This is a genomic window from Brachybacterium phenoliresistens (assembly GCF_039530785.1).
Taxonomy (GTDB): domain Bacteria; phylum Actinomycetota; class Actinomycetes; order Actinomycetales; family Dermabacteraceae; genus Brachybacterium; species Brachybacterium phenoliresistens.
In genome coordinates, this window is record NZ_BAAAOW010000003.1 from 362,692 (window position 1) to 387,136 (window position 24,445).

21 protein-coding genes and 1 tRNA gene are annotated in these 24,445 nt (G+C 73.4%); 8 read left to right on the forward strand and 14 right to left on the reverse strand.

From position 1 onward, the window contains the following. Positions 1 to 10: 10 nt before the first annotated feature. The 8 genes from ABD234_RS09270 to ABD234_RS09305 form a co-directional block, all read right to left on the reverse strand. The gene (locus ABD234_RS09270; protein WP_051486575.1) at positions 11 to 796 is read right to left on the reverse strand and encodes an amino acid ABC transporter ATP-binding protein; all 786 of its coding nucleotides are present in this window, start codon (positions 794 to 796) and stop codon (positions 11 to 13) included. Next, on the reverse strand, positions 780 to 1,448 hold the full coding sequence (locus ABD234_RS09275) for an amino acid ABC transporter permease (RefSeq protein ID WP_038371199.1): 669 nt from the start codon (positions 1,446 to 1,448) through the stop codon (positions 780 to 782). The genes ABD234_RS09270 and ABD234_RS09275 overlap by 17 nt, the downstream gene beginning before the upstream one ends. 6 nt (positions 1,449 to 1,454) lie before the next feature. Next, positions 1,455 to 2,303, reverse strand: coding sequence for a transporter substrate-binding domain-containing protein (locus ABD234_RS09280; RefSeq protein ID WP_051486574.1), 849 nt, complete (start codon positions 2,301 to 2,303; stop codon positions 1,455 to 1,457). A 26-nt stretch (positions 2,304 to 2,329) separates the two neighbouring features. Then, positions 2,330 to 3,463: a trans-sulfuration enzyme family protein gene (locus ABD234_RS09285; protein ID WP_344355445.1), complete on the reverse strand. Its 1,134-nt coding sequence runs from the start codon at positions 3,461 to 3,463 to the stop codon at positions 2,330 to 2,332. A 143-nt stretch (positions 3,464 to 3,606) separates the two neighbouring features. After that, positions 3,607 to 4,905, reverse strand: coding sequence for an MFS transporter (locus tag ABD234_RS09290; RefSeq protein ID WP_344355447.1), 1,299 nt, complete (start codon positions 4,903 to 4,905; stop codon positions 3,607 to 3,609). Positions 4,906 to 5,179: 274 nt separating this feature from the next. Beyond that, positions 5,180 to 5,899 (reverse strand): YggS family pyridoxal phosphate-dependent enzyme, encoded by a 720-nt coding sequence (locus ABD234_RS09295; RefSeq protein ID WP_344355450.1) that lies wholly within the window; start codon positions 5,897 to 5,899, stop codon positions 5,180 to 5,182. Between the two features lie 4 nt (positions 5,900 to 5,903). Next, positions 5,904 to 6,905 (reverse strand): DUF368 domain-containing protein, encoded by a 1,002-nt coding sequence (locus ABD234_RS09300; RefSeq protein WP_344355453.1) that lies wholly within the window; start codon positions 6,903 to 6,905, stop codon positions 5,904 to 5,906. A gap of 66 nt (positions 6,906 to 6,971) precedes the next feature. Then, a tRNA-Leu gene (locus ABD234_RS09305) sits at positions 6,972 to 7,045 on the reverse strand. A gap of 51 nt (positions 7,046 to 7,096) precedes the next feature. Here ABD234_RS09305 and ABD234_RS09310 point away from each other — a divergent pair. Then, on the forward strand, positions 7,097 to 9,277 hold the full coding sequence (locus tag ABD234_RS09310; RefSeq protein WP_344355455.1) for a helicase-associated domain-containing protein: 2,181 nt from the start codon (positions 7,097 to 7,099) through the stop codon (positions 9,275 to 9,277). On the opposite strand, the gene ABD234_RS09315 is transcribed toward ABD234_RS09310, so the two are convergent. Beyond that, a complete protein-coding gene (locus ABD234_RS09315; protein ID WP_344355457.1) occupies positions 9,243 to 10,892 on the reverse strand; it encodes an HNH endonuclease signature motif containing protein in 1,650 nt (549 codons plus the stop codon). The genes ABD234_RS09310 and ABD234_RS09315 overlap by 35 nt on opposite strands. Before the next feature lie 616 nt (positions 10,893 to 11,508). Between ABD234_RS09315 and ABD234_RS09320 the strand changes: the two genes are divergently transcribed. Next, positions 11,509 to 11,775: a hypothetical protein gene (locus ABD234_RS09320; RefSeq protein ID WP_344355460.1), complete on the forward strand. Its 267-nt coding sequence runs from the start codon at positions 11,509 to 11,511 to the stop codon at positions 11,773 to 11,775. A gap of 118 nt (positions 11,776 to 11,893) precedes the next feature. Here ABD234_RS09320 and gndA read toward each other — a convergent pair whose 3' ends face one another. Then, positions 11,894 to 13,357, reverse strand: coding sequence for an NADP-dependent phosphogluconate dehydrogenase (gene gndA, locus ABD234_RS09325; protein ID WP_038371193.1), 1,464 nt, complete (start codon positions 13,355 to 13,357; stop codon positions 11,894 to 11,896). A 285-nt stretch (positions 13,358 to 13,642) separates the two neighbouring features. Between gndA and ABD234_RS09330 the strand changes: the two genes are divergently transcribed. From ABD234_RS09330 to ABD234_RS09350, 5 genes are all read left to right on the forward strand, one after another. Next, positions 13,643 to 14,569: a hypothetical protein gene (locus ABD234_RS09330; RefSeq protein WP_344355464.1), complete on the forward strand. Its 927-nt coding sequence runs from the start codon at positions 13,643 to 13,645 to the stop codon at positions 14,567 to 14,569. Positions 14,570 to 14,638: 69 nt separating this feature from the next. After that, on the forward strand, positions 14,639 to 16,297 hold the full coding sequence (locus ABD234_RS09335; protein ID WP_344355467.1) for a DNA repair helicase XPB: 1,659 nt from the start codon (positions 14,639 to 14,641) through the stop codon (positions 16,295 to 16,297). A gap of 82 nt (positions 16,298 to 16,379) precedes the next feature. Beyond that, positions 16,380 to 16,877 (forward strand): LapA family protein, encoded by a 498-nt coding sequence (locus ABD234_RS09340; RefSeq protein ID WP_344355469.1) that lies wholly within the window; start codon positions 16,380 to 16,382, stop codon positions 16,875 to 16,877. Between the two features lie 73 nt (positions 16,878 to 16,950). After that, entirely contained in the window at positions 16,951 to 17,670 is a 720-nt protein-coding gene (locus ABD234_RS09345) for a response regulator transcription factor (protein WP_038371190.1), read from the forward strand. Between the two features lie 4 nt (positions 17,671 to 17,674). Then, positions 17,675 to 19,252 (forward strand): sensor histidine kinase, encoded by a 1,578-nt coding sequence (locus ABD234_RS09350; protein ID WP_344355472.1) that lies wholly within the window; start codon positions 17,675 to 17,677, stop codon positions 19,250 to 19,252. Positions 19,253 to 19,283: 31 nt separating this feature from the next. Here ABD234_RS09350 and ABD234_RS09355 read toward each other — a convergent pair whose 3' ends face one another. Continuing rightward, positions 19,284 to 20,132, reverse strand: a complete 849-nt coding sequence (locus ABD234_RS09355) for a histidine phosphatase family protein (protein WP_344355475.1) — start codon at positions 20,130 to 20,132, stop codon at positions 19,284 to 19,286. A gap of 170 nt (positions 20,133 to 20,302) precedes the next feature. On the opposite strand from ABD234_RS09355, the gene ABD234_RS09360 reads away from it, so the two are divergent. Further along, positions 20,303 to 21,631 carry a TetR/AcrR family transcriptional regulator gene (locus tag ABD234_RS09360; protein WP_344355477.1) on the forward strand — a complete coding sequence of 443 codons (1,329 nt, stop codon included), beginning with the start codon at positions 20,303 to 20,305 and terminating at the stop codon, positions 21,629 to 21,631. A 24-nt stretch (positions 21,632 to 21,655) separates the two neighbouring features. Here the strand turns inward: ABD234_RS09360 and ABD234_RS09365 are convergent, their stop codons facing one another. Genes ABD234_RS09365 through ABD234_RS09375 form a run of 3 tightly spaced genes read right to left on the reverse strand, consistent with a single transcriptional unit; the run spans position 21,656 to position 24,419 of the window. Then, entirely contained in the window at positions 21,656 to 22,195 is a 540-nt protein-coding gene (locus tag ABD234_RS09365; protein ID WP_344355480.1) for a DUF4031 domain-containing protein, read from the reverse strand. Further along, positions 22,192 to 23,394, reverse strand: coding sequence for a DUF418 domain-containing protein (locus ABD234_RS09370; protein WP_344355482.1), 1,203 nt, complete (start codon positions 23,392 to 23,394; stop codon positions 22,192 to 22,194). Before ABD234_RS09370 ends, ABD234_RS09365 begins: the two co-directional genes overlap by 4 nt. After that, positions 23,391 to 24,419: an RNase H family protein gene (locus ABD234_RS09375; RefSeq protein ID WP_344355484.1), complete on the reverse strand. Its 1,029-nt coding sequence runs from the start codon at positions 24,417 to 24,419 to the stop codon at positions 23,391 to 23,393. The genes ABD234_RS09370 and ABD234_RS09375 overlap by 4 nt, the downstream gene beginning before the upstream one ends. Positions 24,420 to 24,445: the final 26 nt, after the last annotated feature.

Sequence of the window (24,445 nt, forward strand, 5' to 3'; positions counted from 1 at the left end):
CCCCCGACGGTCACACCGAGCCGACCACGTCCCGGAAGCGCCGCAGCCGCGGGTCCTCGCTCTCGAAGAAGTCCTGCGGGGAGCCGTCCTGGACGATGCGGCCGTCCTCGAGGAAGACCACGCGGTCCGCGACGCGGCGGGCGAAGGCGAGCGAGTGGGTGACGACCACCAGGGTGCGGTCCTCCGCGGCGAGGTCCGCGAGCACGGCGACGACCTCCGCCGCGAGCTCGGGGTCCAGCGCGGAGGTCGGCTCGTCGAACAGCAGGAAGTCGGGGTCCATCGCGAGCGCCCGGGCGATCGCGACGCGCTGCTGCTGGCCGCCGGAGAGGCGGTCGGGGTAGGCATCGGCCTTCTCCGCGAGGCCCACCTTCGCGAGCAGGCCGCGGGCCAGCTCATCGGCCGCGGAGCGGGACAGGCCGCGCGCATGGACCGGGGCCAGGGCGACGTTGCCGAGCGCCGTCAGGTGCGGGAAGAGGTTGAACTGCTGGAAGACCATGGTCGAGCGCGAGCGCACCTGGCGCACCGTGCGCCGCGGCAGGATGCCGCCGAGGTCCACGGGCCCGTCGCCCAGGTCGATGCGCCCGGCGTCCGGCGTCTCGAGCAGGTTAATGCAGCGCAGCAGGGTGGACTTCCCGGAGCCGGAGGGCCCCAGCAGCACGGTCGTGGTGCCGCGCGGCACCTCGAGGTCCACGCCGTCCAGGGCGACGAGCTCGCCGAAGGTCTTGCGGATCCCCGTCAGGCGCAGCGGCGCGCCCGCAGTGCGGCCGGCGGCGGGACGGTCAGCTGCTGCGGACATGGACGGACACCTTCCTCTCGAGCACGCCCTGCAGGATGCTCAGCAGGGAGACGATCACCAGGTAGATGAGGGCGACCAGGGTGTACATGATCAGCGGCTCGTAGTTCGCGGCGGCGATCTGCCGACCGACCTGGAAGACGTCGGTGATGGTGATGGCGAAGACCAGGCTGGTGCCCTTGACCAGGTCGATGAAGTCGTTGGTCAGCGGCGGCAGCACGATGCGGAAGGCCTGCGGGGCGACCACCCGGCGCAGCGTCGTGGCCCGCGAGAGGTTGAGGGTCTGCGCCGCCTCGAACTGCCCGCGCGGGATCGACAGCAGGCTGGCGCGCACGGCCTCGGAGGCGTAGGCGCCCGTGTTCAGGGCGAGGGTGACCACCGCCGCCGTGAACGAGGAGAAGACGATGCCGACGTTGGGCAGGCCGAAGAACACGATGAACAGCTGGACCACCAGCGGCGTCCCGCGGAACACCCACACGTACAGCCAGGCGACCGCCTTCAGCGGCGCCGGGCCGTACAGGCGCAGCAGCGCCGTGATCACGGCGATCACCAGGGCGATCGCGAAGGAGATGAGGGACAGGGGGACGGTGGTGCGGATCGTCGCGCCCAGCAGGCGGGGCAGCGAGGAGATCCACAGGTCCAGCAGCTCGGGCACGGGCCCTCACTCCTGCGGGGAGAGGTCCTGGCCCACCCACTCCTGGTAGATGCCGGCGAGGGAGCCGTCGGCCTTCATCCCGGCGAGGATCTCGTCGACCTCCGCCAGCAGCGCCTCCTGGCCCTTCGGCATGATCACGCCGACCACGGTCTCGGTGGGCAGCTCCTCGTCCAGCAGGCGGAAGGCGGCGTCGGGGTGCTCGTCGAGGTAGGACTGGAAGGAGACGAGGTCGTTGGCGGTGGCGTCCACGCGCTCCTGCACGACCAGCTCGATGGCCTCGGCGAAGCCCTGCACGGGCACGATCTCCAGGCCCAGGCCCGTCATCTGCTCGGCCCAGTTGGAGGTCGCCGTCTGCGCGGCGCGCTTGCCCTCGAGGTCTGCGATCGCCTGCGCGCTCGAGGACTCCGGCACCGCCACACGGCCGATGGACCGCGCGTAGGGCTCGGTGAACAGGTACTTCTCCTGGCGCTCGGGGGTGATGCCCACGTTGTTGATGACCAGGTCGTACTTGTCGACGTCCAGGCCCGCGATGAGCGAGTCCCACTCGGTCTCGATGTACTCGGGCTCGGCGCCGAGGCCCTTCGCGACGGCGTCGGCGATGTCCTTCTCGAAGCCGACCAGGGCGCCGGAGGCGTCGTGGAAGGCGTAGGGCTTGTAGGTGCCCTCGAGGCCGATGCGGACGGTGCCGCTGGACCGGATGCGGGCGAGGGTGTCCTCGGCCGCGGAGGAGCCGCCGTCGCTGACGACGGACCCGTCCTCGGAGCGGTTCTGGGCCGGACCGCAGGCGGCCAGGAGGGCGGCCAGGCCGGTGCCGCTCGCGGCGACGAGGGTGGTGCGGCGGGACAGGGAGGTCATCTCAGCTCCAGGGGGTGGGGGCGGGGTCAGCGGGCGGCGGCGAGGGCCTGGTCGAGGTCCTCGATGAGGTCGGCGACCTCCTCGATGCCGACGGACAGCCGCAGCAGCTCCTGGCTGATGCCGGCCTCCGCCTGCGCCTCGGGCGTCATGGCCTCGTGCGTCATGGTGGCGGGGTGGCAGATCAGCGACTCCACGCCGCCGAGGCTCACCGCGTAGGCGGGATACTTCAGGGCCCGCAGGAACGCGACGCGGTCCAGCTCGGGGGCCAGCTCGAAGGAGAGCACGGCGCCGGGGCCGGTGGCCTGGGAGTCGTGGATGCGCGCCTCCTCCTCGCTGAAGGAGCCGGGCACGTGCACCGCGGCGATCGCCGGGTGCTCGCGCAGGTGCTCGGCGATCGCGACGGCATTGGCCTGCTGGCGCTCCAGGCGCAGCGGCAGGGTCTTGATGGTCTGGATCAGGCGGTAGGAGTCGAAGGGCGGCAGCACCCCGCCGAGGGCCTTCTGCGCGAGGGCGAAGCGGGCGGCGAGGTCGGCGTCGTTCGTGGTGATGGTGCCGGCGAGGATGTCGGAGTGGCCCGAGAGGAACTTCGTCGCCGACTGCACGACGACGTCGGCCCCGAGCTCGAGGGGGCGCTGCAGCACCCCGGTCATGAAGGTGTTGTCCACGATGACGAGGGCGCCGTGGCGGTGGGCGAGCTCCACGATGCGCCGCAGGTCCGTGATGCGCAGGGTCGGGTTCGCCGGGGTCTCCACGAAGACGATGCGGGTGCGCTCGGTGAGGTCGTCGTCGGTGAGGGTGCCGAGGTCCTCGACGAAGCGCGGGGTCAGCCCGCGGGCCGCGAAGTACTTGTCGACCAGGCGGTACGTCCCGCCGTACACGCCGGCGGAGAGGATCACCTCGTCCCCGACCTCGAGGATCGAGAACGCCGCGGCGGTGGCCGCCATGCCGGTGGCGAAGGCGAAGCCGTGCTCGGCGCCGTCCAGGACCGCGAGGACCCGCTCGAGCTGCGCCCGGGTGGGGTTGGAGCCGCGCTGGTAGGCGTAGGGGCCATCGGCCGTCTCCGGGTCGAGCTCGAAGGTCGAGGCGAGGTGGAGGGGCGGCACGACCGCTCCGTGCTCGTGGTCGCGCAGGGTCTGCACAGCGGCGGTCTGGATGTGCACGGATGATCCTCCGGATCGGCTCGGTCAGGCGGTGGCTGCAGCCACTGTATGCCCGGGCCGGGCCGACCGGAGGAGGTCGATGACGCTGTGTGTCAGGCCGCGGTGCTGATCAGGCCGCGGTGCTGATCAGGCCGCGGCGCCGATCAGGCCGCGGTGCGCTGGCGGGAGGTGAGGGCGATGTCCGCGCTCTCCAGCTGCGCGAGGCGGCGGCGGGAGCGGATCCGCAGCAGCGCCAGGGCGGTGGCGACCATGCCCATGCCGAGCACCGACAGGGCCAGGGCGATGAGGATCGGCGCCTCGAAGCCGAAGCCCGCGGCGATGACGGCACCGCCGAGGGCCGCGCCCAGGGCGTTGGCCACGTTGAAGGAGGCGTGGTTCAGCGAGGCCCCCAGCACCTCGCTGCGGCCGGCGATGCGGATCAGCCAGGTCTGCATCGGCGGGATCAGCACCGCGTTGGCCAGGTTCACCAGGAAGAAGGTGAGGATCAGGCCGCCGGGGCTGTGCGCGCTGAGGACCATGGCCACCAGCGCGCCGATGTACACCGGGAAGGTGCCCAGCAGCGTCCCGAACAGGGAGCGGTCCGCCGCCCAGCCGCCGAGCAGGTTGCCGATGGTCATCCCGAGGCCCGCCGCGGCCAGCAGCCAGGGCACGAAGCTCGCGGGCGCCCCGGCGACGTTCTCGGCGATGTCGGAGATGTAGCTGAAGACCGCGAAGGCGCCGGCGAAGCCGATCGCGGCGATGCCCATGACGACCCACAGCTGCAGGCGGCGGAAGGCCCGCAGCTCGTCGATCAGGCGCCGGCCCACGGGCTTCTCCTGGCGGGGGACGGCGCGCACCAGCAGGATCACGGTCGCCCCGAAGATGAGGGCGATGATGCCGTAGGCGACGCGCCATCCGGCGGCCTGCCCGATCGCGGTGAGCACGGGGACGCCGGCGAGGTTCGCGACGGTCAGCCCGGACATCGCCAGGGCGACGCCCTTGCCCTGGTTGCCGGGCCCCATGAGGCTGGCGGCGAGCAGGGAGGCGAGCCCGAAGTAGGCGCCGTGGGGGACGCCGGCGACGAAGCGCGCCAGCAAGCCCAGCTCGAAGGTCGGCATGAGCGCGGACAGGAGGGTGCCGAGCGCGAGGGCCCCGGCCATCAGCACGATCATGCGGCTGCGGCTCATGGTCACGGCCAGCAGGGCGAGGGTCGGGGCGCCGACGACGACGCCGAGCGCGTAGGCGCTGATCATGAGCCCCGCGTGGGCGATGCCCTGCTCGGGGTCCACGGCCATGGTGTCCGGCAGGAGGCTCTGGGCGATGCCCGGGAGCAGCCCCATCGAGACGAACTCGGCGCTGCCGATCCCGAATCCGCCGAGCGCCAGCGCGAACAGCGCGTAGCGGCGGCGCGCCGTCGAGATCTCCGGCTTCTGTACGACTGGCGTCGCGATGGATTCCGTCATGGGTGCACCTCCCGGCTCACGATGGGGTCATGTCCGGACGTGACGTGCATCCGGGCACAAGAAAAGAGCGCGGACGGTGCTCAACCACGGTGTCCGACGCTCGTCCCGAAATGCTACGGGCCCTGCGACGGTGCATGCCAGAGGAATGGGGGCCGCGGGGCCGATGCGGCGCCTCCGTGATCAGGACATGCACCGATGTGCGCAGGAATCGGCTTTCCCGGGCGTGCGCCTCGTGAGCGGAGTTACCCTCCGGTATGCACGGGGGTGGCGCCGCTCACGCCGGGCGCGGGCCGAAGATCGCCGAGCCGACGCGGACGATGCTCGCGCCCTCCTCCACGGCGATCTCCAGATCCCCGCTCATGCCCATCGACAGGTGCTGCACCGCGGGGTCGGCGAGCTCGTCGCGCAGCTGCCGGAGGCGGGACAGCGACGCGCGCACGGCCCCGGTTTCGCTCGTGTTCGCGCCGATGGTCATGAGGCCCGCCGGCACGAGCATGCCGCCCTCGCGCAGCCGGTCGACGGCGGCGGCGATCTCCGCCGGGTGCGGAGGGTAGCCGCCCTTGGACTCCTCCCCCGAGGTGTTGACCTGCACGAGGACCTTCCGCGTGAGGCCCGCGGTACGGGCGCGGCGCTCGAGGGCGTCGATGATGTCCGGGCGGTCCACGCTGTGGATCATGGAGGCGAAGGCGACGACGTCGCGTGCCTTGTTCGTCTGCAGGCGGCCGATGAAGTGGCGGGGCACGTCGAGCCCGGCGAGCGCCGGATCGGCGTGCTTGGCGATCTCCTGGGCCCGGTTCTCCCCCACCGCGACCTGGCGGCCGCGCGACCGCACCAGGGCCACAGCCTCGGCGATCTCGGCGGGGGTGCGGGTCTTGGTGGCCAGCAGCAAGAGGATCTCGCGCCCGTCGCGTCCGCTGCGCTGCGCGGCGGCGTCGATGCGGGTGAGGACCGCGTCCAGGCGCGCGGCGAGGTCAGGGTCGGGCGTGGAGGTCATGGGGTCATTGTTCCGCACCGCGGGGATCGGCCGGCCGGGCGATCCTCGTCTCGACCACGATCAGCGCGATCACGACGGCCGCACCGGCCAGGGCCAGCAGGATCGGGGCGGCCAGCGGCGCGCTCGGGGCGAGCAGGGCGCCGTGCCCCTCGGCAGAGCCGGTCCCGCCCTGCCAGGGCCACAGGGCCCGCAGGGAGCCGAGCATGAGGCCCGACATCGCCAGCAGGGTGGCGCGACGGTGGGTGTGCAGCAGGCGGCTGATGATCTGCACGATGGTGAGCAGCCCGAGCACGGCCCCGGCGCCGAAGACGGCGATGTAGCCCAGGTCCCGCTCGTCGACCGCCTGCAGGGTGGGCGAGTACAGGCCGATGGCGAGCAGGAAGAACGATCCCGAGACCCCGGGGACGACCAGCGCGCAGACCGCGACGGCGGCGGCGAGGAACACCATCCAGAACGGCGGATCGGCGAGGGTCCCGCCGCCGGCGAGACCCACCAGGGCGAAGGCCACCGCCGCCGGCACCGCCACCACCGCGATGTCGCGCACCGCGCCTGCCGCGCCGCCCCGGCCCGCGGGCAGGAGGCGGATCGGGACCACGAGGCTCGCGGCGACCAGCCCGAAGAACAGGCCGCGGGAGCTGATCGGGTTGTCGGCCACGAGATGCTCGACGACGCCGGCGGCCAGGAGCACCGCGGCGGCCATGCCGGCGAGCATCGGCAGCACCAGCCAGCCGTCGACCCGGCGCAGGTTCTGCAGGAAGCCGGCCCGGCGGTCCGGCCCCTTCACCAGGGCCACGGCCGCGGCGATGAGGTGGTGCGCGGCCTCGATCGCCCGCTCGTACACGCCGGTCACCAGCGCGACGGTCCCGCCGGAGACCCCGGGCACCAGCTCGGCCATCCCGATGAGAGCTCCGCGCACGGCGTTCAGCGGCGCCTGGGCGGGACGGGCCCGCGGTGCGACGGGAGACGTCGACGACGGCGCGGAAGGGGTGGGGGCGGAGTCGCGCATGCGTCTCTCCTCGGGCCGGGGACGGGACCTTCTCACGATAGGGGCCCAGGATGGGAGCTCCCCGCGTGCCCCCAGCGGGACTCGAACCCGCACTGCGCCGCTTTTAAGGCGGCCGCCTCTGCCGATTGGGCTATGGGGGCCCTCTCGTACCCCGATCGGGTGCGCAGGCACAGCCTATGCTGGTGGGCACCATGCCAGCTCAGCCCAGGTCCCTCGCCGATGCGCTGCGCACGTTCACGGACGAGCAGCTGCAGCATCTGCTCGATGCGCGCCAGGACCTGCTCGCCCCGCTCCCGCAGGGCATCGGCCCGCTCGCGGCGCGCGCCGCCTCCGCGCCCAGCACCCAGCGGGCTCTGCTGCGGCTGGACCGCCCCGCGCTGCAGGTCGTCGAGGCCCTCGCGGTGCTGCCCGAGCCGGTGCGCCCCGAGGACCTCGCCCCCGCCGTGGGCGCCGATCCGCAGGACCTCGCCCCGGTGCTGGAGCGGCTGCGCGGCCTCGCCCTGGTGTGGGGCACCGAGCAGCTGCGCCTGGTCCGTGCCCTCCGCGAGGGCCTGCGCCATCCCGCGGGCCTCGCGCCCGCCCTGGAGGGCGATCCCTCCGATCAGGAGGCGGCGGAGCTGGTCGAGCGCGCCCGCCGGCGCGGCCCGGAGATCGCCGCCGCGCTCGAGGCCCTGGCCTGGGGCCCGGCGCGGCTCGAGGCCGGGCAGAGCCCCCTGGCCGCGGTCCTGGCGCAGGCGCGGGTCGCCGTGCCCGGGACCGGGGACGTGCTGAGGATCCCTCGCAGCGTGCATCGCGTGCTGCGCGAGGGACGCGTGCATCGGCGCCTCGCGGCCGAACCTCCGCGGCTCGAGGCCGTCGAGGTGCGCGAGCGCTTCGCCGGGTCCCGGACGGCGCAGGCGGTCGATGCGGCCTTCGAGGCGCTGCGGATCGCCGGGACCATCGGACGCTGGGATGCGGAGGGCCCGGGGGTGCTCACCCGCGGCGGCCTGCCGCAGCGCGAGCTGCGCCGGCTCGCGGAGGAGGCCGATGCGCCCCTCTCCGACTACGTCACCGTGCTGCAGTCGTGCTGGACGGCGGGCCTCGTCGGCCATGACGGGCTGACCTGGCAGCCCACGCGGGACTGGGATCTGTTCCTCGAGCGCTCCGCCGAGCAGCGCTGGGCCGAGCTGGTGCTGGGCTGGTGCCGCAGCGAGGACCTGCCGTCCCTGGTCGGCACCTCGGATGCGCAGGGTCCGGTGCGGCCTGCGCTCTCCGCGGTGACCCGCCGCCCGGGCTGCCGTGCGCGCCGCCGCTCCCTGCTGGATCTGCATGCCCGGCTGCGGCAGGACCGGCCCGATGCCGCCGCCGAGGAGGGCTCCCTGGTCGAGGCCCTGGCGTGGCACCATCCGCTGGTCCCCCGCCCCGTGCTCGAGCAGGAGGTCACGGCGTTCCGCCAGGAGGCGGCGGCGCTGGGCCTGGTCCTCGCGGGGGTCCTGTCCGAGCTCGGGGCCGCGCTCGCCGAGGTGGAGGGGCTCCCGGAGGCGGAGGCCGATGCGCGTCTGGTCGAGGCCCTGGCCCGCCATGCCCCGGCGCCGGTGGACGAGGTGCTCCTGGACGCGGACCTCACCGCGGTCATCCCGGGGCGGCCGTCCCCGCGGCTGGCCGTGCTCGAGCAGTGGACGGAGCCGGTCTCCCGCGGAGGAGGGCTCACGCTGCGGTTCACCCCGCAGTCCGTGCGCCGCGCCCTGGACGCAGGGGCGGATCCCGATGCCCTGCAGGAGATGCTCGCCGAGGCGTCCCGCACCCCGGTGCCGCAGGCCTTCGAGATGCTGCTGCGCGATGAGCGCCGTCGCCACGGCCGGGTCGCCGTGATCCCGGCGGTGACCGCCGTCTCGGCGGAGGCGGAGGTGCTCTCGATCGTGGTCTCGCATCCGGAGGCGGCCTCGCTGGACCTGCACCGCATCGCTCCGACCGTCGCGGTGACGATGTCCGGGCCGGCCGCGGTGATGCGCGCGATCGAGCGGACCGGGCTGTCGGGGGTCGCGGTGGGACGCGACGGCACGGTCAGCGCGCCGGAGCGGATCCACCGCCTGCCCGGCGCCCACCGGGAGGACACGACGGACATCGGCCCCGAGCTGCCGCTGGATCCCGCCGAGGCCGTGCTGCGCATCCGGGCGGCCGATGCGGGCGAGACCGCCGTCCCCGTGGCCGATCGCCTGCTCGACGCCATCGCCCGCAGCGCCGAGCTGCGGATCGGGATCGTCGACGGCCGCGGCGGCATCGCCGTGCGGCAGGTCCTCCCCCTCGCCCTGGACGGCGGCCGGCTGCGGGCCCGCGACGCCGCCGACGGCGAGGAGTTCACGGTGCTCGTGCACCGTGTGACGCTGGGGTGACCTGGCCGGGGCCTCCGCCGCCGGCGCCGGGGTCGGGGCCGGGGCAGCCCCCGGCGCCGTCACCACCGCCACCGCCGACGTCATCGTCATCACTGCCGGGACGGGGTCCGTCGCCGGGACCGTCCGCGCCGGGCGGCGGATCGTCGGGCTCGTCGTCCTCCGGGATGGGGCGGCCGAAGTGGCGGCAGTCCGCGTCGCACAGGGCGTGGGCATGGTGGAGGAAGTGCTGTTCGAGCACCTTCACGGTCATCGTCCCGATGAGGTCCACGTCGTCGAGGACGTCGCGGACGGCGTGGTGCCCGTCCCGGTTCCCGATCAGCCACCGGGTCCTGCCCGGGCCCACCGTGCCGTCGGCCGTGGCGCCCTCCGCACCGGTGGCCGGAGGCAGGCGGTCGGGGTCCAGGAGCCCTTCGGTCTTCTCCTGATGGTGGAACCAGCACAGCCAATGCAGGTTCTCGATCGCGGTCGCCCCGCCCGCCAGGAACTCCTGGATGTGATCGCACTCCGCCGCCAGCGAGGCCGGCCGAGCGCAGCCCGGGACGGCGCACTGCGGCCCGCGCAGGCGCAGGTGCTCCTGCATCGCGGCCGTCGGCCGGTAGGTTCCCGGGGCCAGCGGGAGGAACGCCCCCGTCACCGGATCCGTGAGCACGCGGTACCAGACCTGCTCCCTCCCCGCGAGGGCGCGGGCCAGCTCCGCCGGGACGGGCGTCGTCCCGTCCAGCATCCCGGGGGCCTCGGTGACTCCGAGCATGGTCAGCACCGGCACCGTGAGGGTGACCCGGAAGCGGTCCGCGGGCACGTCCACGCCGTCGGTATCCGGCTCGGCGCGCGTGGCCAGCAGGAACCGCAGCGTCGCCAGGGACATCGGCTTCTCGGCCGAGGCCACGGTCCCGTCGGGGTCCCACGGGACCTCCCCGCCGGTCTGCAGCGCGGCGCGCTGGGCGGCCTGCACCGCCCGCGCTGCGATGTCCAGACGGCGTGCCGCCGAGAGGATCTCGGGCGTCGGGCCGGTCAGCGTCATGCAGGACAGGCCCTCCCCGATCTCCTGGACCGTCACGCTGCGCTCGACCGGGAACGGCTCCTCGTCCTGCTGCTGGAGGGTCTCCGCCCAGGCGACCAGGGCGCGCAGACGCCGCGCGAAGGTCTCCGGCGTCATGTGCAGATCCCAGCCGGCGACGACCTCGTCGATCCCGCGCTGGAAGAGCTCCCGCAGCCTCCGGGTCATCCGCAGCATGCGCCGGAACCACGGCGCCGGGAACTGCGCGCCCTCCAGGCGCACCAGGCAGGAGGGGAAGTTCGTGACCGCGTGGTGGGCGTCGCGGATCTCGTGGACGGACTGGGACTCGGTCAGCCGCAGCGCCTCCGCCGCGATCAGGGCGTTGCAGTCGCCGTCCAGTCCGGGCTCGGGATCCTCGTCCGGGCCGCACCAGAGCATCGACAGCGCCGCGTACTTCTCCGCCAGCCACGGCCCTTCCTTCGCCGCGATGTCCCACACCGCCTTCGCGACCCCGGACAGCAGCGGATCCCCGGCGACTCCCGCCCGGCCCGGCAGCGCCTCGCGCGACACCGTCCGCCGCACCGCACCCCGGCGGATCTCCGCAGGCACCTGGGCCACGAACGCCTCGACGGACGCCGGGCGCGGCGCACGCCCCGGAGCGGCAGAGGCTCGAGCCCGCGAGGCGGCGTCGGACACGCCCGGGATCCGATCCTCCGACATCCCGACCACCCCTCCCCCAGCTCGACGGCAGCCTCGTCGCGGCCATTTCGATTGCCTGTTCGAAACCCAGCCTACACCCCTCACATCGTGAACGGAAGGCATCACACACCCTCTGTGGACAATCGCCGCACTCCCCTCCTCCCCATCCGGATGCCCGCCGCGGATCGGCTCGCCACCTGGGACGTCATGGTGGCCGGAATCCTCACTCCCGAGCGCAGGACTTCCGCACTCATCCTCCCCAGAACCCCTTTTTCCACCATTTCACAGCAGGACTTGACATCGGAAATTCCATCCATCGGGAACAATCGTCCGCCTGTCCGCTGCGCGATCGTCCCCCGCCGCGCTCCCGCTGACCTCCCGATGGCCTCCCGATCAGGCGTCCATGGGGACTCCTCCCCATGGGCTCAGGACCTTCTCAGGGTTATGCTCAGGTACTGCGCCGAGCGGACCCGAGCCACGGCGACTCACAGAGCCAGAGCGGCAGGCTCGCCGCCCGACCCTGAAGGGACCAACCATGACCAACTTCTCCCCCTCCGCCGACATCGAGTCCATCAAGAAGAAGGCCCTCATCGTCACGATCGTGGGCTTCGTCTGCGGTGGCGTGCTTCCCGGCATCCTCGGCCTCCTCGGCTACCTCAAGGCCGACACCGAGCCCCTGACCGCCCAGAAGTTCACCAAGTGGGCGTGGATCGTCCTCGTGATCTGCTGGGTCCTCGCGATCATCCTGATCATCGTCCAGGTGGTGCTGGTCGCCTCCGTGGGCACGATGTCCACGTACTGACCGCACGACGGCAGACAGAAGAGCCCGGACCTCAGCGGTCCGGGCTCTTCTCATGCTCCGGGGCCTCGCGGGAGGCCCGGCGCCCGGGATCCCGCAGGGGACCCCGGGCAGGGGTGTATCAGGCGTCCTGGTTGGTCTCGCGACGATCCTCGGACCACTCGACGTGGAAGGTGCCCTCGCCGTCGACGCGCTTGTAGGTGTGCGCGCCGAAGAAGTCGCGCTGCGCCTGGACCAGGGCGGCCGGCAGACGCTCGGCGCGGACCGCGTCGTAGTAGGACAGGGTCGAGGAGAACACCGGGACCGGGATGCCGTTGGCGGCGGCGAAGGCCACCACGCGGCGCCAGGCCGGGATGCACTTGGTGATCTCGGCGGTGAAGTACTCGTCGGCCAGCAGCAGCGGGAGGGTCGCGTTGCGCTCGTACGCCTCCGTGATGCGGTTGAGGAACTTCGCGCGGATGATGCAGCCGCCGCGCCAGATGCGGGCCATGGCGCCCAGGTCGATGTCCCAGCCGTACTCCTGCGCACCGGCGGAGATCTCGTCGAAGCCCTGCGAGTAGGACACGAGCTTCGCGGCGTACAGCGCCTTCTGCAGGTCGTCGATGAAGGAGGCCTCGTCCAGGACGGCGAGGTCCTGGGTCTCGGCCGGGAGGACCGCGCGGCCGGCCTCGCGCTGCGGCACGGAGCCGGAGACGGAGCGGGCGAAGGTGGCCTCGGCGATGCCGGTGACCGGGACGCCCAGGGAGAGCGCGGTCTGCACGGTCCAGGCGCCGGTGCCCTTCTGGGCGGCCTGATCGAGGATGACGTCCACGAAGGCCTTGCCGGAGGTGGCGTCGGTGTGGTGGAGGACCTCGGCGGTGATCTCGATGAGGAAGGACTCGAGGTCGCCCTTGTTCCACTCGGCGAAGACGTCGCCGATCTCGGAGGCGGGCTTGCCCAGCGCCTTGGACATGAGGTCGTAGGCCTCGGAGATGACCTGCATGTCGGCGTACTCGATGCCGTTGTGGACCATCTTCACGAAGTGGCCGGCGCCGTCGGCGCCGACGTGGGTGCAGCAGGGGACGCCGTCCACGTGCGCGGAGATCTTCTCGAACATCGGGCCGAGGCGGTCGTAGGACTCCTTGGTGCCGCCGGGCATGATGGACGGGCCGTTGAGCGCGCCCTCCTCGCCGCCGGAGACGCCGGTGCCCACGAAGTGCAGGCCCTTCTCGCGCAGCGCGGCCTCGCGGCGGCGGGTGTCGGAGAACAGGGCGTTGCCCGCGTCGACGATGATGTCGCCCTCCTCCATGTGCTCGGCGAGCTCATCGATGACGGCGTCGGTGGGGCCGCCGGCCTTCACCATGATGATCGCGACGCGCGGCTTCTGCAGCGAGGCGACGAAGTCCGCGGTGGACTCGGACGGGAAGAACTCGCCCTCGTCGCCGTAGGAGTCGATGACCTTCTCGGTCTTGCCGACGCTGCGGTTGTGGATCGCGACCTTGAACCCGTTGCGCGCCAGGTTGCGCGCGAGGTTCGAGCCCATCACCGCCATACCGGTGACGCCGATATCGGCAGCGTTGGCGGGGGATGCGGCGAAGGTTGCCATGGATTCTCCTTGGGTCGAGGACCTGTCGGCGGGGTGCACGGAGGTGTGCCGGCGTCGTTCCGCACGGCGGCACCCCGGCCATCGGGCCCCATTCTAGGTTCCCCGGTCGCCGGGAGGGGCTGGCGCCCATGTCGGGCCCATCCCGTGAGATCCCGCGACCCCGTCCGCACGCGACGATGCAGGCGGGGGCGGCGTCGCGGCGGGCGGATGCGGTTTCGCGCGCGCGAGCGCGCGCCGTAGTCTGTGGCGGACCTCTCCCCTGGACACGTTCGATCAAGGACACGCATGAGCTCCGCATCCCAGCCGCCGCAGTTCGGCCAGCCCTCGGCCGGCGACCCCTATGCCCAGCCCGCCCCGTCCCCGGCTCCGGGGACCGCCGGGAACGACCCCTTCGCCCCGCCCGCCGCGGGCTCGCCGTACGCCCAGCCGGGCCCCGGCTCCCCGTACACGCAGCCGGCCCAGCAGGCTCCCGCGCAGCCCGGCGGGGCGCCGCGCCCGGCCCCGGGCACCTCGCTGGGCGACGACATCAGCGCCGGGTTCGGCTTCGCGTGGAACACGCTGCGCACCAACGTGGCGGCGGTCGTCGTCCCGGGCGTCGTCTACGGCATCCTGATGGCGGTGATCACGGGCATCGCCATGGCCGCGATGTTCGGCATCATGGCGGCCGTCTTCGCGACCATGACCCCGGGGAGCGAGCCCGACGAGTCCGTGATGGTCGGCGGCATGCTCGGCGCCTATGCCGCCTTCTTCGGGATCCTCCTGCTCCTGGTGCCGGTCACGGTGGTGTGGGCCTCGGGCGTCTACCGCGTCGGGCAGAGCATCCTCGAGCTGCGCCGCCCCACGGTGGGCCAGGGCTTCATCGGCACCGGCCGCGTCGTCCTGACGTTCCTGCTGACGGGGCTGATCGTGCTCGTCGGCAGCGTGCTGTTCTACCTCCCGGGCCTCGTGGCCGCTCTGCTGCTGCTGTTCGCCCCGGCCGCCGCGTCGCGCGGGGCCTCGCCGGTGGAGGCGATGAAGGAGAGCTTCACGCTGGTCAAGAACAACATCGGCGCCTCGCTCGTGGCCTACCTCGTGCTGATGGCGATCTCGTACGTCGGCGGGATCCTGGTGGTCACGCTGGTCGTGTCGATCCCGCTGGGGTACCTGTTCACGCTGGGGATGTACGAGCGCCTGAGCCGCCGCGAGCTGCCCGATCCGGAGGCCGCCCGCTGACCCGGTCGGCGCCGATGATCTGATCACCTCCCGGGGGCCGTCGCCCATCGCACGCCGTAGCCTGGTGCGATGACCGACGGCCCCCTCATCGTCCAGAGCGACAAGTCCCTCCTGCTCGAGGTGGGGCATCCGCAGGCGCAGCAGGCGCGGGCCGCGATCGCCGCCTTCGCCGAGCTGGAGCGCTCCCCGGAGCACATCCATACCTACCGGATCACGAACCTGGGGCTGTGGAACGCGCGCGCGGCCGGGTTCGACGCGGAGAGCGTCGTGGCGGCCCTCGTCGAGAACTCCCGCTACCCCGTCCCCCACGCCCTGCTCATCGACGTCGCGGACACGATGGACCGCTACGGCCGCCTGCAGCTGCGGGCCGATGCCGCGCACGGCCTGGTGCTGCACGGGCTGGACCGCGCGGTGCTCGAGGAGGTCGTCCGCTCCCGCCGGATCGCCGGCATGCTCGGCGCCCGGATCGACGAGCGGACCGTGGCAGTCCATCCCTCCGAGCGCGGCGCCCTCAAGCAGGCCCTGCTGAAGATCGGCTGGCCCGCCGAGGATCTCGCCGGCTACGTCGACGGCGAGTCCCATCCCATCGGCCTCGCGGAGGACGGCTGGCAGCTGCGCCCGTACCAGGCCGAGGCCGTGGACGCCTTCCGCCACGGTGGCAGCGGCGTGGTCGTGCTCCCCTGCGGCGCCGGGAAGACGCTGGTGGGGGCCGGGGCGATGGCGGCCATGGGCCGCACCACGTTGATCCTCGTGACCAACACCGTCTCGGCCCGGCAGTGGCGGGCCGAGCTGCTGGCCCGCACCACCCTCACCCCGGAGGAGATCGGCGAGTACTCGGGGGCGAGCAAGGAGATCCGGCCCGTCAGCATCGCCACCTACCAGGTGCTCACCACCAAGCGGAAGGGCGTGCATCCCCATCTGGAGCTGATGAGCGCCCGCGACTGGGGACTCATCGTCTACGACGAGGTGCATCTGCTGCCGGCGCCGGTGTTCCGGATGACCGCGGACCTGCAGGCCCGCCGCCGCCTGGGCCTGACCGCGACGCTGGTGCGCGAGGACGGCCGCGAGGACGAGGTGTTCTCGCTCATCGGCCCCAAGCGCTACGACGCCCCGTGGAAGGACATCGAGAGCCAGGGCTACATCGCCCCGGCCGAGTGCACCGAGGTGCGAGTGGACCTGCGCGAGTCCGAGCGGATGGCGTACGCGATGGCCGAGCCGACGGACCGGGCCCGGCTGGCGGCCTGCCACCCCCGCAAGGTGGACGTCGTCGAGCAGGTCTCCCGGCGCCATGTGGGCGAGCCGATGCTGGTCATCGGCCAGTACCTCGACCAGCTCGAGGAGATCGCGCAGCGCCTGGGGGCCGAGCTCATCACCGGCCGCACCAGCGTGAGGAGGCGCCAGGAGCTGTTCGACGCCTTCCGGGGCGGCGAGATCGACCGCCTGGTCGTCTCCAAGGTCGCGAACTTCTCGATCGACCTGCCGGAGGCCTCGGTCGCGGTGCAGGTCTCCGGAGCCTTCGGCTCGCGCCAGGAGGAGGCCCAGCGCCTGGGGCGGCTGCTGCGGCCCAAGTCCGACGGGCGCTCCGCGCACTTCTACACCGTGGTCACCCGCGACAGCGTGGACCAGGACTTCGCCGCGCACCGCCAGCGCTTCCTCGCCGAGCAGGGCTACGCCTACCGGATCGTCGAGGCCGACGAGGTCGGCCCGGCGCCGCGCGACGCCGTCTGAGGAGCGATGTGAGGACATCGGGGCCCCGGAGTGGCAGGATCGGGAGCGCACGAACCCTTCCCCGAGACCTCAGGAGCCTGCGGTGAACCAGCCGACCGACCCCCGCAACCCCCTCGATCCGGCCGATGCCTCCCGCGAGGACGCGGCCGCGCACCCGATCTCGCGCTCCGCGGACTCCGCCTCGATCGAGTCGACCCCGGCCGATACGGCGGGCCCCGCCGCCCCGCGGCCCGAGGCGGCCCCGCGCCAAGAGCCCGCTCCCCGCCCCCGGCCGGAGCTGCCGCCGGAGGACGACGCCCGCCCCGGAGGGCTGTCCGTCGGCCTGTGGATCTCGCTGATCCTCGGGGCCATCGTGCTGATCCTGCTGCTGATCTTCGTGATCCAGAACAACGTCCCGGCCGGCTTCGAGTACTTCGGCGCGCAGTTCTCGCTGCCGCTGGGCGTGGCGATGCTGCTCGCGGCGATCGCCGGCGCGCTGGTGATGGCGCTGGTCGGGTCGGTGCGGATCATGCAGCTGTCGTGGACGATCCGGAAGATGCGCAAGAACGAGAAGCGCATCCGCTCCGCGATCGAGCGCTGATCCGCGCGGCCGCCGCGCCCCACGTCCAGCAACCGTCCAGCGAACTCCCACGTTCGAGGATCACGGTGGGGTCATGACCATCGACACCCCCCAGGACTTCGAGGCGCGCCTGCTCGTCGTCGACGACGAGCCGAACATCCGCGACCTGCTGGCCACCTCCCTGCGCTTCGCAGGCTTCGAGGTGTTCACCGCGGCGACCGGCAACGAGGCGATCCGCCAGGCGACCGAGAACCAGCCCGACCTCATGGTGCTGGACGTGATGCTGCCCGACATGGACGGCTTCACCGTGACGCGGCGCCTGCGCGATCGCGGCGAGCTGTACCCGATCCTCTTCCTCACCGCGAAGGACGAGACGAAGGACAAGGTCGCCGGCCTGACGGTGGGCGGGGACGACTACGTCACCAAGCCCTTCAGCCTCGAGGAGGTCGTCGCGCGGATCCGGGCCGTGCTGCGCCGCACCCACGGCGGGGTGGAGGAGCCCGTGGACGCGAGCCTCGTCGTCGGCGACCTGCGCCTGGACGAGGACTCCCACGAGGTCCATCGCGGCGACGTCTCCATCGAGCTGTCGCCGACGGAGTTCAAGCTGCTGCGCTACCTCATGCTCAACGCGGGCCGGGTGGTCTCCAAGACGCAGATCCTCGACCACGTGTGGGACTACGACTGGTCCGGCGAGGTCGGCATCGTCGAGTCGTACATCTCCTACCTGCGCCGGAAGGTGGACGTCATCGGGGACCCGATGATCCACACCAAGCGCGGGATCGGCTACGTGCTGCGCGCCGCCGACGGCTCCTGAGGCCTTGTCCTTCCCCTCGCTGCGCGCGGACCGGCCCGTCTCCCTGTGGACACGGATCGTCGCGCTGATCTCCCTGCTGCTGGTGCTGGGCACCACCATGACCGGCGGCCTGTCGCTGTTCCTGCTCAACCGCACCCTGATCCAGGGCGTGGACAACGAGCTCGAGCGGTCGATGACGGACATGACGGCGCTGGCGGCCGCGGAGATCGACCAGGAGGCGGCGGACGAGGAGGGCGACTCCTACGCCCCCGTCGACTTCATCGTGGAGATCCGCGATCACGACGGCAACACGCGGCGCCAGGTCGTCCATCGCCATGACGACCGGCCCGTCGAGGTGGTCTTCCCGGAGCTCACCGAGACCCAGATCATCCAGCGCGGCGGGGAGCCCTTCACCGTCATCGACTCCTCCGAGGGCCGATGGCGCGTGAAGGCGATGATCAACGGCAGCCCCGGCGGCGGCAGCGTGTTCGTGGCCCTGCCGCTGGACGGCGTGGACCGCACCATGCACGAGATGGCGCTGATCATCGTGCTGGTCGGCACGGGAGTGGTGCTCATGGGCATGGGCTGCGGCGGCTACATCGCGCACCGCGCCCTGGAGCCGCTGCGCGACGTCGAGGCGACCGCGGCGCAGATCGCCGCCGGCGACCTCTCCCGCCGTGTCCCGGAGACGACGACCTCCATGGAGGTCCACCGCCTCTCCCGCTCGCTGAACGAGATGCTCGTGCACATCGAGCAGGGCTTCGTCGCCCAGTCCGAGTCGGAGTCCCGCGCGACGGCCTCCGAGGCGCGCATGCGCCGCTTCGTCTCCGATGCGAGCCACGAGCTGCGCACCCCGCTGGCCGCGATCCGCGGCTTCGGCGAGCTGTACCGGATGGGGGCGCTGGGCACCGACGACTCCGTCGCGCAGGCCATGCGCCGCATCGAGGACGAGGCCCGCCGCATGGGGTCCCTGGTGGAGTCCCTGCTGCGCCTGGCCCGCCTGGACGAGAACCCCGACCTGGCCCTGGAGCCGCTGGACATCTCCGACGCGCTCTTCGACGCCGCCCAGGACCTGCGCGCCCTGGACCCGACCCGCCAGGTCATGGTCGTCTCCCTGACCGGGACGCCGCTCACCGTCTCCCCGCACGTGGCGGTGGGCGTGATGGGCGACGAGCCGTCCCTTCGCCAGGTGATCCTCAACCTCGTCGGCAACGCCAACCGCCACACCCCCAAGGGCTCCCCCGTCGAGATCGCCGTCGGCACCCTCGAGGAGACCGGCCGCACCGTGATCGAGGTGCGCGACCACGGCGAGGGCATCGACGCCGAGCAGCGCGAGAAGATCTTCGAGCGCTTCTACCGCACGGACTCCTCCCGGCAGCGCAGCGCCTCCCAGGGCGGCGGCGCGGGCCTGGGCCTGTCCATCGCCGCCAGCATCGTCCAGCAGCATCGCGGGAGCATCTCCGTGGTCGAGACCCCGGGCGGCGGCGCGACCTTCCGCGTCGAGCTCGTCGCCGCGGACCTCGACCAGGCCGCCGCGGAGGCGGAGGAGGCGGAGGCCGCCGCGGCCCAGGCCGCCGCCGAGGGGGACGCCGGGGACCGCTGACGTCCCCGGCGCCCCGGGCGGCCGCGACGGCTCAGGCGCCGGCGCCCTGCTCGACGTAGTGCATGTCGTTGATGGCGCCGATGGTCCAGCTGCCCTCCTGGTAGGTGAGGGTGGAGACGGAGGCGTTGTGGAAGCCGCCGGTCACGGAGCTGAGATCGGCGCCCAGGGCGTGCAGGGCCAGGTAGATCGTCAGGCCGCTCGTGACGACCAGGACGGTGCCGCCCTTCCTCGTGCGCGACTGCGCGATCTCCTCGAGGGCTGCGAGGGCGCGATCGGCGCAGTCCGCGGAGGTCTCCGCGGGGACTGCCGTGCCGTCGCTGAGCGCCGCGCCCGCATCGAGCGCCACGCTCATGTCGAAGTCCGGGGAGGCGAAGAGCTCCTCCTGCGAGGCGTGGCCGAGGGATTGCGCGATCGCGGTCCACATGACCCCGTTCCGCTCGCCCTCGTAGCTGCCGAAGCTGATCTCCCGCAGCCGCTCGTCGCGGATCGGCTCGAGGTCGGCGCCAAAGGTCTCGAGCACGGCCGAGGCGGTCTGGTGGTGGCGGACCATGTCCCCGCAATGGACGGCGTCGATCTCGACGCCCTCGAGGGCCAGGCCCCGGCCCAGGTCCTCGGCCACCGCGACCCCGGCGTCGGTCAGCGGCGAGTCCGACCAGCCCTGGACCCGGTCCAGGGTGTTGAGCATCGTCCTGCCGTGGCGGGTGACCAGCAGGGTGACGGCCTTCCGCCCGCCGTGGCCCGCGCCCCTGCCCGCGCCCTGGCCGGGCTGGGCGGCGGCGGGGCCGATCCATGCGGTCGCCGCGGCCAGGCCGAGACCGCCGGCGGCGGCGAGGCCCGCACGACGGGTGAGGCGGGACGAGTGCAGAACATCGTTGTCCATGGGATTCCTTCGTCGGAGGGGAGGCGAGGGCCGGCAGGCCGTCGCAGCCCGCATCGTACCCAGATATTGACCGCTTGGAAACCCAATCCTGACCGTGTGGTCACTCACGGTATCCTGGACCGGTCGGCGCACCCGCGGCCGATGCCACCGCCGAGGCGAGGAGGAGCCGGGTGACCACGGACCCCGGGGTCTCGCCCCGCACGGTGCAGCGCGAGCGCACCCGTGAGCGGATCCTCGAGGCCGCCCGGGCGCTGTTCGTCCAGCAGGGCTACCGCGGGACCTCCCTGCGCGAGGTCGCCGCGGCCGCCGGCATCAGCCATCCGGGCCTGGCGAAGCACTATTCCTCCACCGACGAGCTGCTGGCCGCGGTGCTCGCGCGCATGGAGGCGGAGAACGCCCGCGCCCTCCCCGCCGTCGCCCGCGACGGGACGCTCCCCTTCAGCGCCCTCGCCGCCCGCAACGCCGCGACCCCCGGCTACGTCGCCCTGTTCGCCGCCCTGCTCGGCGAGGCGTCCACGCCCTCGCATCCCTCGCATGCGGCGATGGCGGCGCGCTACGCGGAGGTCGAGCGCGAGAGCCTCGCCGTCCTGGACCGGGCGCGCCGGGCCGGGACGATCCACCCCGACCGGGCCACCGCCGCGGAGATGCGCCGCTTCGATGCGATCTGGGACGGCCTGCAGCTCATGGAGCAGTTCCTGCCCGACCGGGTCGACACCCCGGCCCTGCTGCGCCGCCTCGAAGAGCGCTGGCGGGAGCCGCCGGCCGCCCCACCCGCTCCCCCGGACCCTGCCGCCGGCCCTGGTCCTGACCCCGGGCCGGGTCCAGAGCCCGGGCCGGGTCCAGAGACCGGGCAGGGCCCTGAGCCCGGGCCGGGAGCCGGTCCGGACGTCGCGGCGGAGGCCGTGCCGCCGGACACTTCCGGCTATCGCACCGGTCGGGAGCGCCGCGCACAGATCCTCGCGGCGGCATCGGACCTGTTCGCGCAGGACGGCTACGCGGAGACGTCCCTCGCCCGGATCGCGCGGACCGCCGGGGCGTCCAAGGCCGCGGTGCTGCACCACTTCGGCTCGAAGGAGGGGCTGGTCGAGGCCGTGCTCGACGCCCGGGACCGCGAGCTGCGGGCGCTGGCCGGTCACCGGCCGAGCCCGCCCGGCGGCCGCGAGGGACTGCTCCTGCTGGTGCAGCAGGCGCGGGTGGCCGCGCGCCGCGCCCCGGGCCTGATCCAGCTGTACGCGGTGCTGTCCTGCGAGGCCGCTCCGGCCTCCCACCCGGCGCACGGCTACGTCGCCGACCGCTTCCGGGCGGTGCTCGCCGACAGCGAGGCCCTGTTCGCCCGCGCCCGGGAGGACGGCGACCTGCCCGCGCACCGCGACCCGGCGCAGGAGGCGCTGCTGTGCATCGCCCTGTGGGACGGGCTGCAGTACCGGTGGCTCTACGACCGCGGCATCGACCTCACCGCCGACCTCGAGGCGCACCTCGCCCAGGTGCTCGCCCCCTGAGGCCCTCCCCGGCAGCGGCGGCGCTCACGGCGCGTCCATCACCTGGCCCTGCCAGAAGGGACGGCCCGCCGCCCGGGCGAGGGCATCGGCCCGTTCCAGGAACGCGGCGGCGGCCCGCTCCCCCGCGGCGTCGTGGGCCTGCACGCGCGGCAGGGCGATCTCGTCGCGGCTGATCCGGAAGGCGCCGGGCAGGTCCGGCATCGGATCGACGTGGCCGCGCGGGCCCCAGATGAAGTCGCGGGGCACCCGATCCAGGCCCAGCCGTGCGGCATCGGCGGCGCTGCGCTCGGCCCGGGCACGGGCGCGGAGGGCCAGCGGCACCCGCAGGCCGGAGGCGAGGAGCACGCGCGTGAGCTCCCGGTTGCCGACCATGGTCACACCGTGGGCCTCGAGCCGCCATCGCGCGTCCACCGGCCAGTCGTAGTGGTCCAGGTCGAAGGCGCGGCCGGGGAGGCCCGCCCGGTCGGCTCCGGCGTGGAGCTCGTCGAGGGACGTGTCGGAGATCAGGTGGCCCCACACGGTGCCGTGGTTGTCCCAGCGCGGGGTGTCGGCGAACAGGGTCATCCGCGACCGCCCGTCGTCCGCGGGGGCGGCGGCGCCGCGAGGGAGCGCAGCACGTGCTCCAGGGGGCCGCGGCGGCCGGCGCGGTCCAGCACCACCGCCAGGGCGAGCCCCGCCGCCCAGGCCAGCACCATCAGGGCCGAGGCCCCTGCCGAGCCCAGGCGTCCGCCGAGCCCCAGCGTGAAGGCCGGGAAGAGGGCGAGGGCGATCACCGACTGCAGCACGTACCCGGTCAGGGACATCCTGCCGAGCGCGGCGAGCGCCGCGACGATCGGACCGTGGAGCCGCTCGGCGGCGAGCGCGGCGAGGGCCGCGCCGGCGACGGCCCCGCCGAGCCCGCTCAGCTGGTGCACGACGCCGAGGATCCCGCGCAGGGTCTCGCTGCCCAGGTGCTCCGCTCGCGGGTCCAGGACCAGCACGAGGGTGAGCGGGAGCGCGCCGAGCAGGGAGATCGGCAGCAGCGTGCGCCACAGGCGGCGCAGCAGCGCCCGGTGGCGGGCCACGTCCTCGAGCAGCCGGACGCGGGCCAGGAGCACGCCGATCAGCATCGGGGTGAGCAGGCCCAGATCCGTCGCCGGGAGCAGCATCAGGTCGACGCCGACCTCCTGGGCGCGGATCATCACCGAGTCGGCGTAGGTGGCGGCCTCGACATCGGGCAGGCGCCCGCCGCCGGCGGGGCCGATGGTCCCGTCCAGCCAGCCCCACATCGCCAGCATCGGGCTCGCCAGCAGCGCCGCCGCGATCACGAGGATCCGGCGGCGGTCCGCGAACAGGACCGCGAGCATGCCGATCACGGCATAGGAGGCGACGATGTCGCCGGCGAACAGCAGCACGCCGTGCGCGAGGCCGATGCCCAGCAGCACCAGGTGGCGGCGCAGCATGCGCCGCCGGAACCGGCCGGGCGTCTCGCCGCGCTCCCGGCCGCGGCGCAGCAGCACGCCGATCCCGTAGCCGAACAGCATCGCGAACAGCGGGAAGCCGCGGTTGTCCACCAGCAGGGACATCGCCGCGTCGACGGCGCGGTCCAGCGCCCCGGCGTCGCGCTGCTTGACCAGCGCGGTCCAGGCGCCGCCGTACATCCAGCCGACGGTGTTGGCCAGGGCGATGCCGAGCAGCGCCGCGCCGCGCGCGAGGTCCGGGCCGACGGCGCGCTCGCCCAGGGGCACCGCGGCGACGGCCACCGGGGCCCCGCGCGAGGTCATGGCCGCGCCGGCGTTCCCTGATGGTGGCGCAGCAGCCACTGGCCCTGATGGCGCACCCACACGCTCGAGCGCAGCACCGTGCGCACGGCGCCGCCGGAGCGGTCCTCGGTGCGGTAGCGCACGAGCACGACGTCCGGCGCGAGGGCGTCGGCGATCAGGTCGCTCGCGGTGGTCCCGGGGACGGGGCCGAGGGAGGCGAGGATCTCCTCGCGGGTCCAGGCGCGGCCCGAGGCCCCGATCTCGGTGAAGTCGGGGTGCAGCAGCTGCGCCGCCCGGGAGGGCTGGGCGCGCACCAGGTCGGTGAGCAGCGCCAGCTCCCGCTGGGTGACCTCGTCGAGCTCCGAGGTCGCCGGCGCGATCGGCGTCGGGGCCGAGGCGGCGCTGGCCCGGCGGGGAGCCGCCGCCGGGGCGGGCGCGGGCTCCGGCTCGGGCGCGAAGTAGGCGAAGAGGTCCTCCGGCTCCGGCGCGGCCGATGCGGGGGCGGCGGGGGCGCTCGCGGCGGGGGCGCTCTCGGGGGGCGTGGTCCGGGAGGCGGGCACGGGCACGGACGCGCCGGATCCGGCCCGGTAGCCGGGGCCGACCTCGGGGTCGCGGCCCTTCGAGAAGGCGGTCGCGGCGGCGTTCGCGCGGCGGTCCGCGGCCTCGTTCATGGCATGGCCGGCGTGGCCCTTGACCCATTCGAACTCGACGCTGCGGCCCGCCAGGGCGCGGTCGATGGACTGCAGCAGCTCGACGTTCATGACGGGCTTGCCGTCCTTCTTGCGCCAGCCCTTGCGCTTCCAGCCGGGCATCCACTTCGTCACCGAGTTGATGACGTACTGGCTGTCGCACAGGATGTGCAGGTGCTGGTCGGCATCCGCCGCGGTGGCCTCGAGGAGGTCCAGGACGGCCTTGAGCTCGCCCATGTTGTTGGTGCCGTGGGGCCAGCCGCCCGCGCGCCAGGTGTCCTCGTCGATGTACCAGGCCCAGCCGGCGGGCCCGGGATTGCCGAGGGCGGAGCCGTCGGCGGCAGCGGTGATCGTCATGAGGGCAATCGTTCCATAGAGCGGGG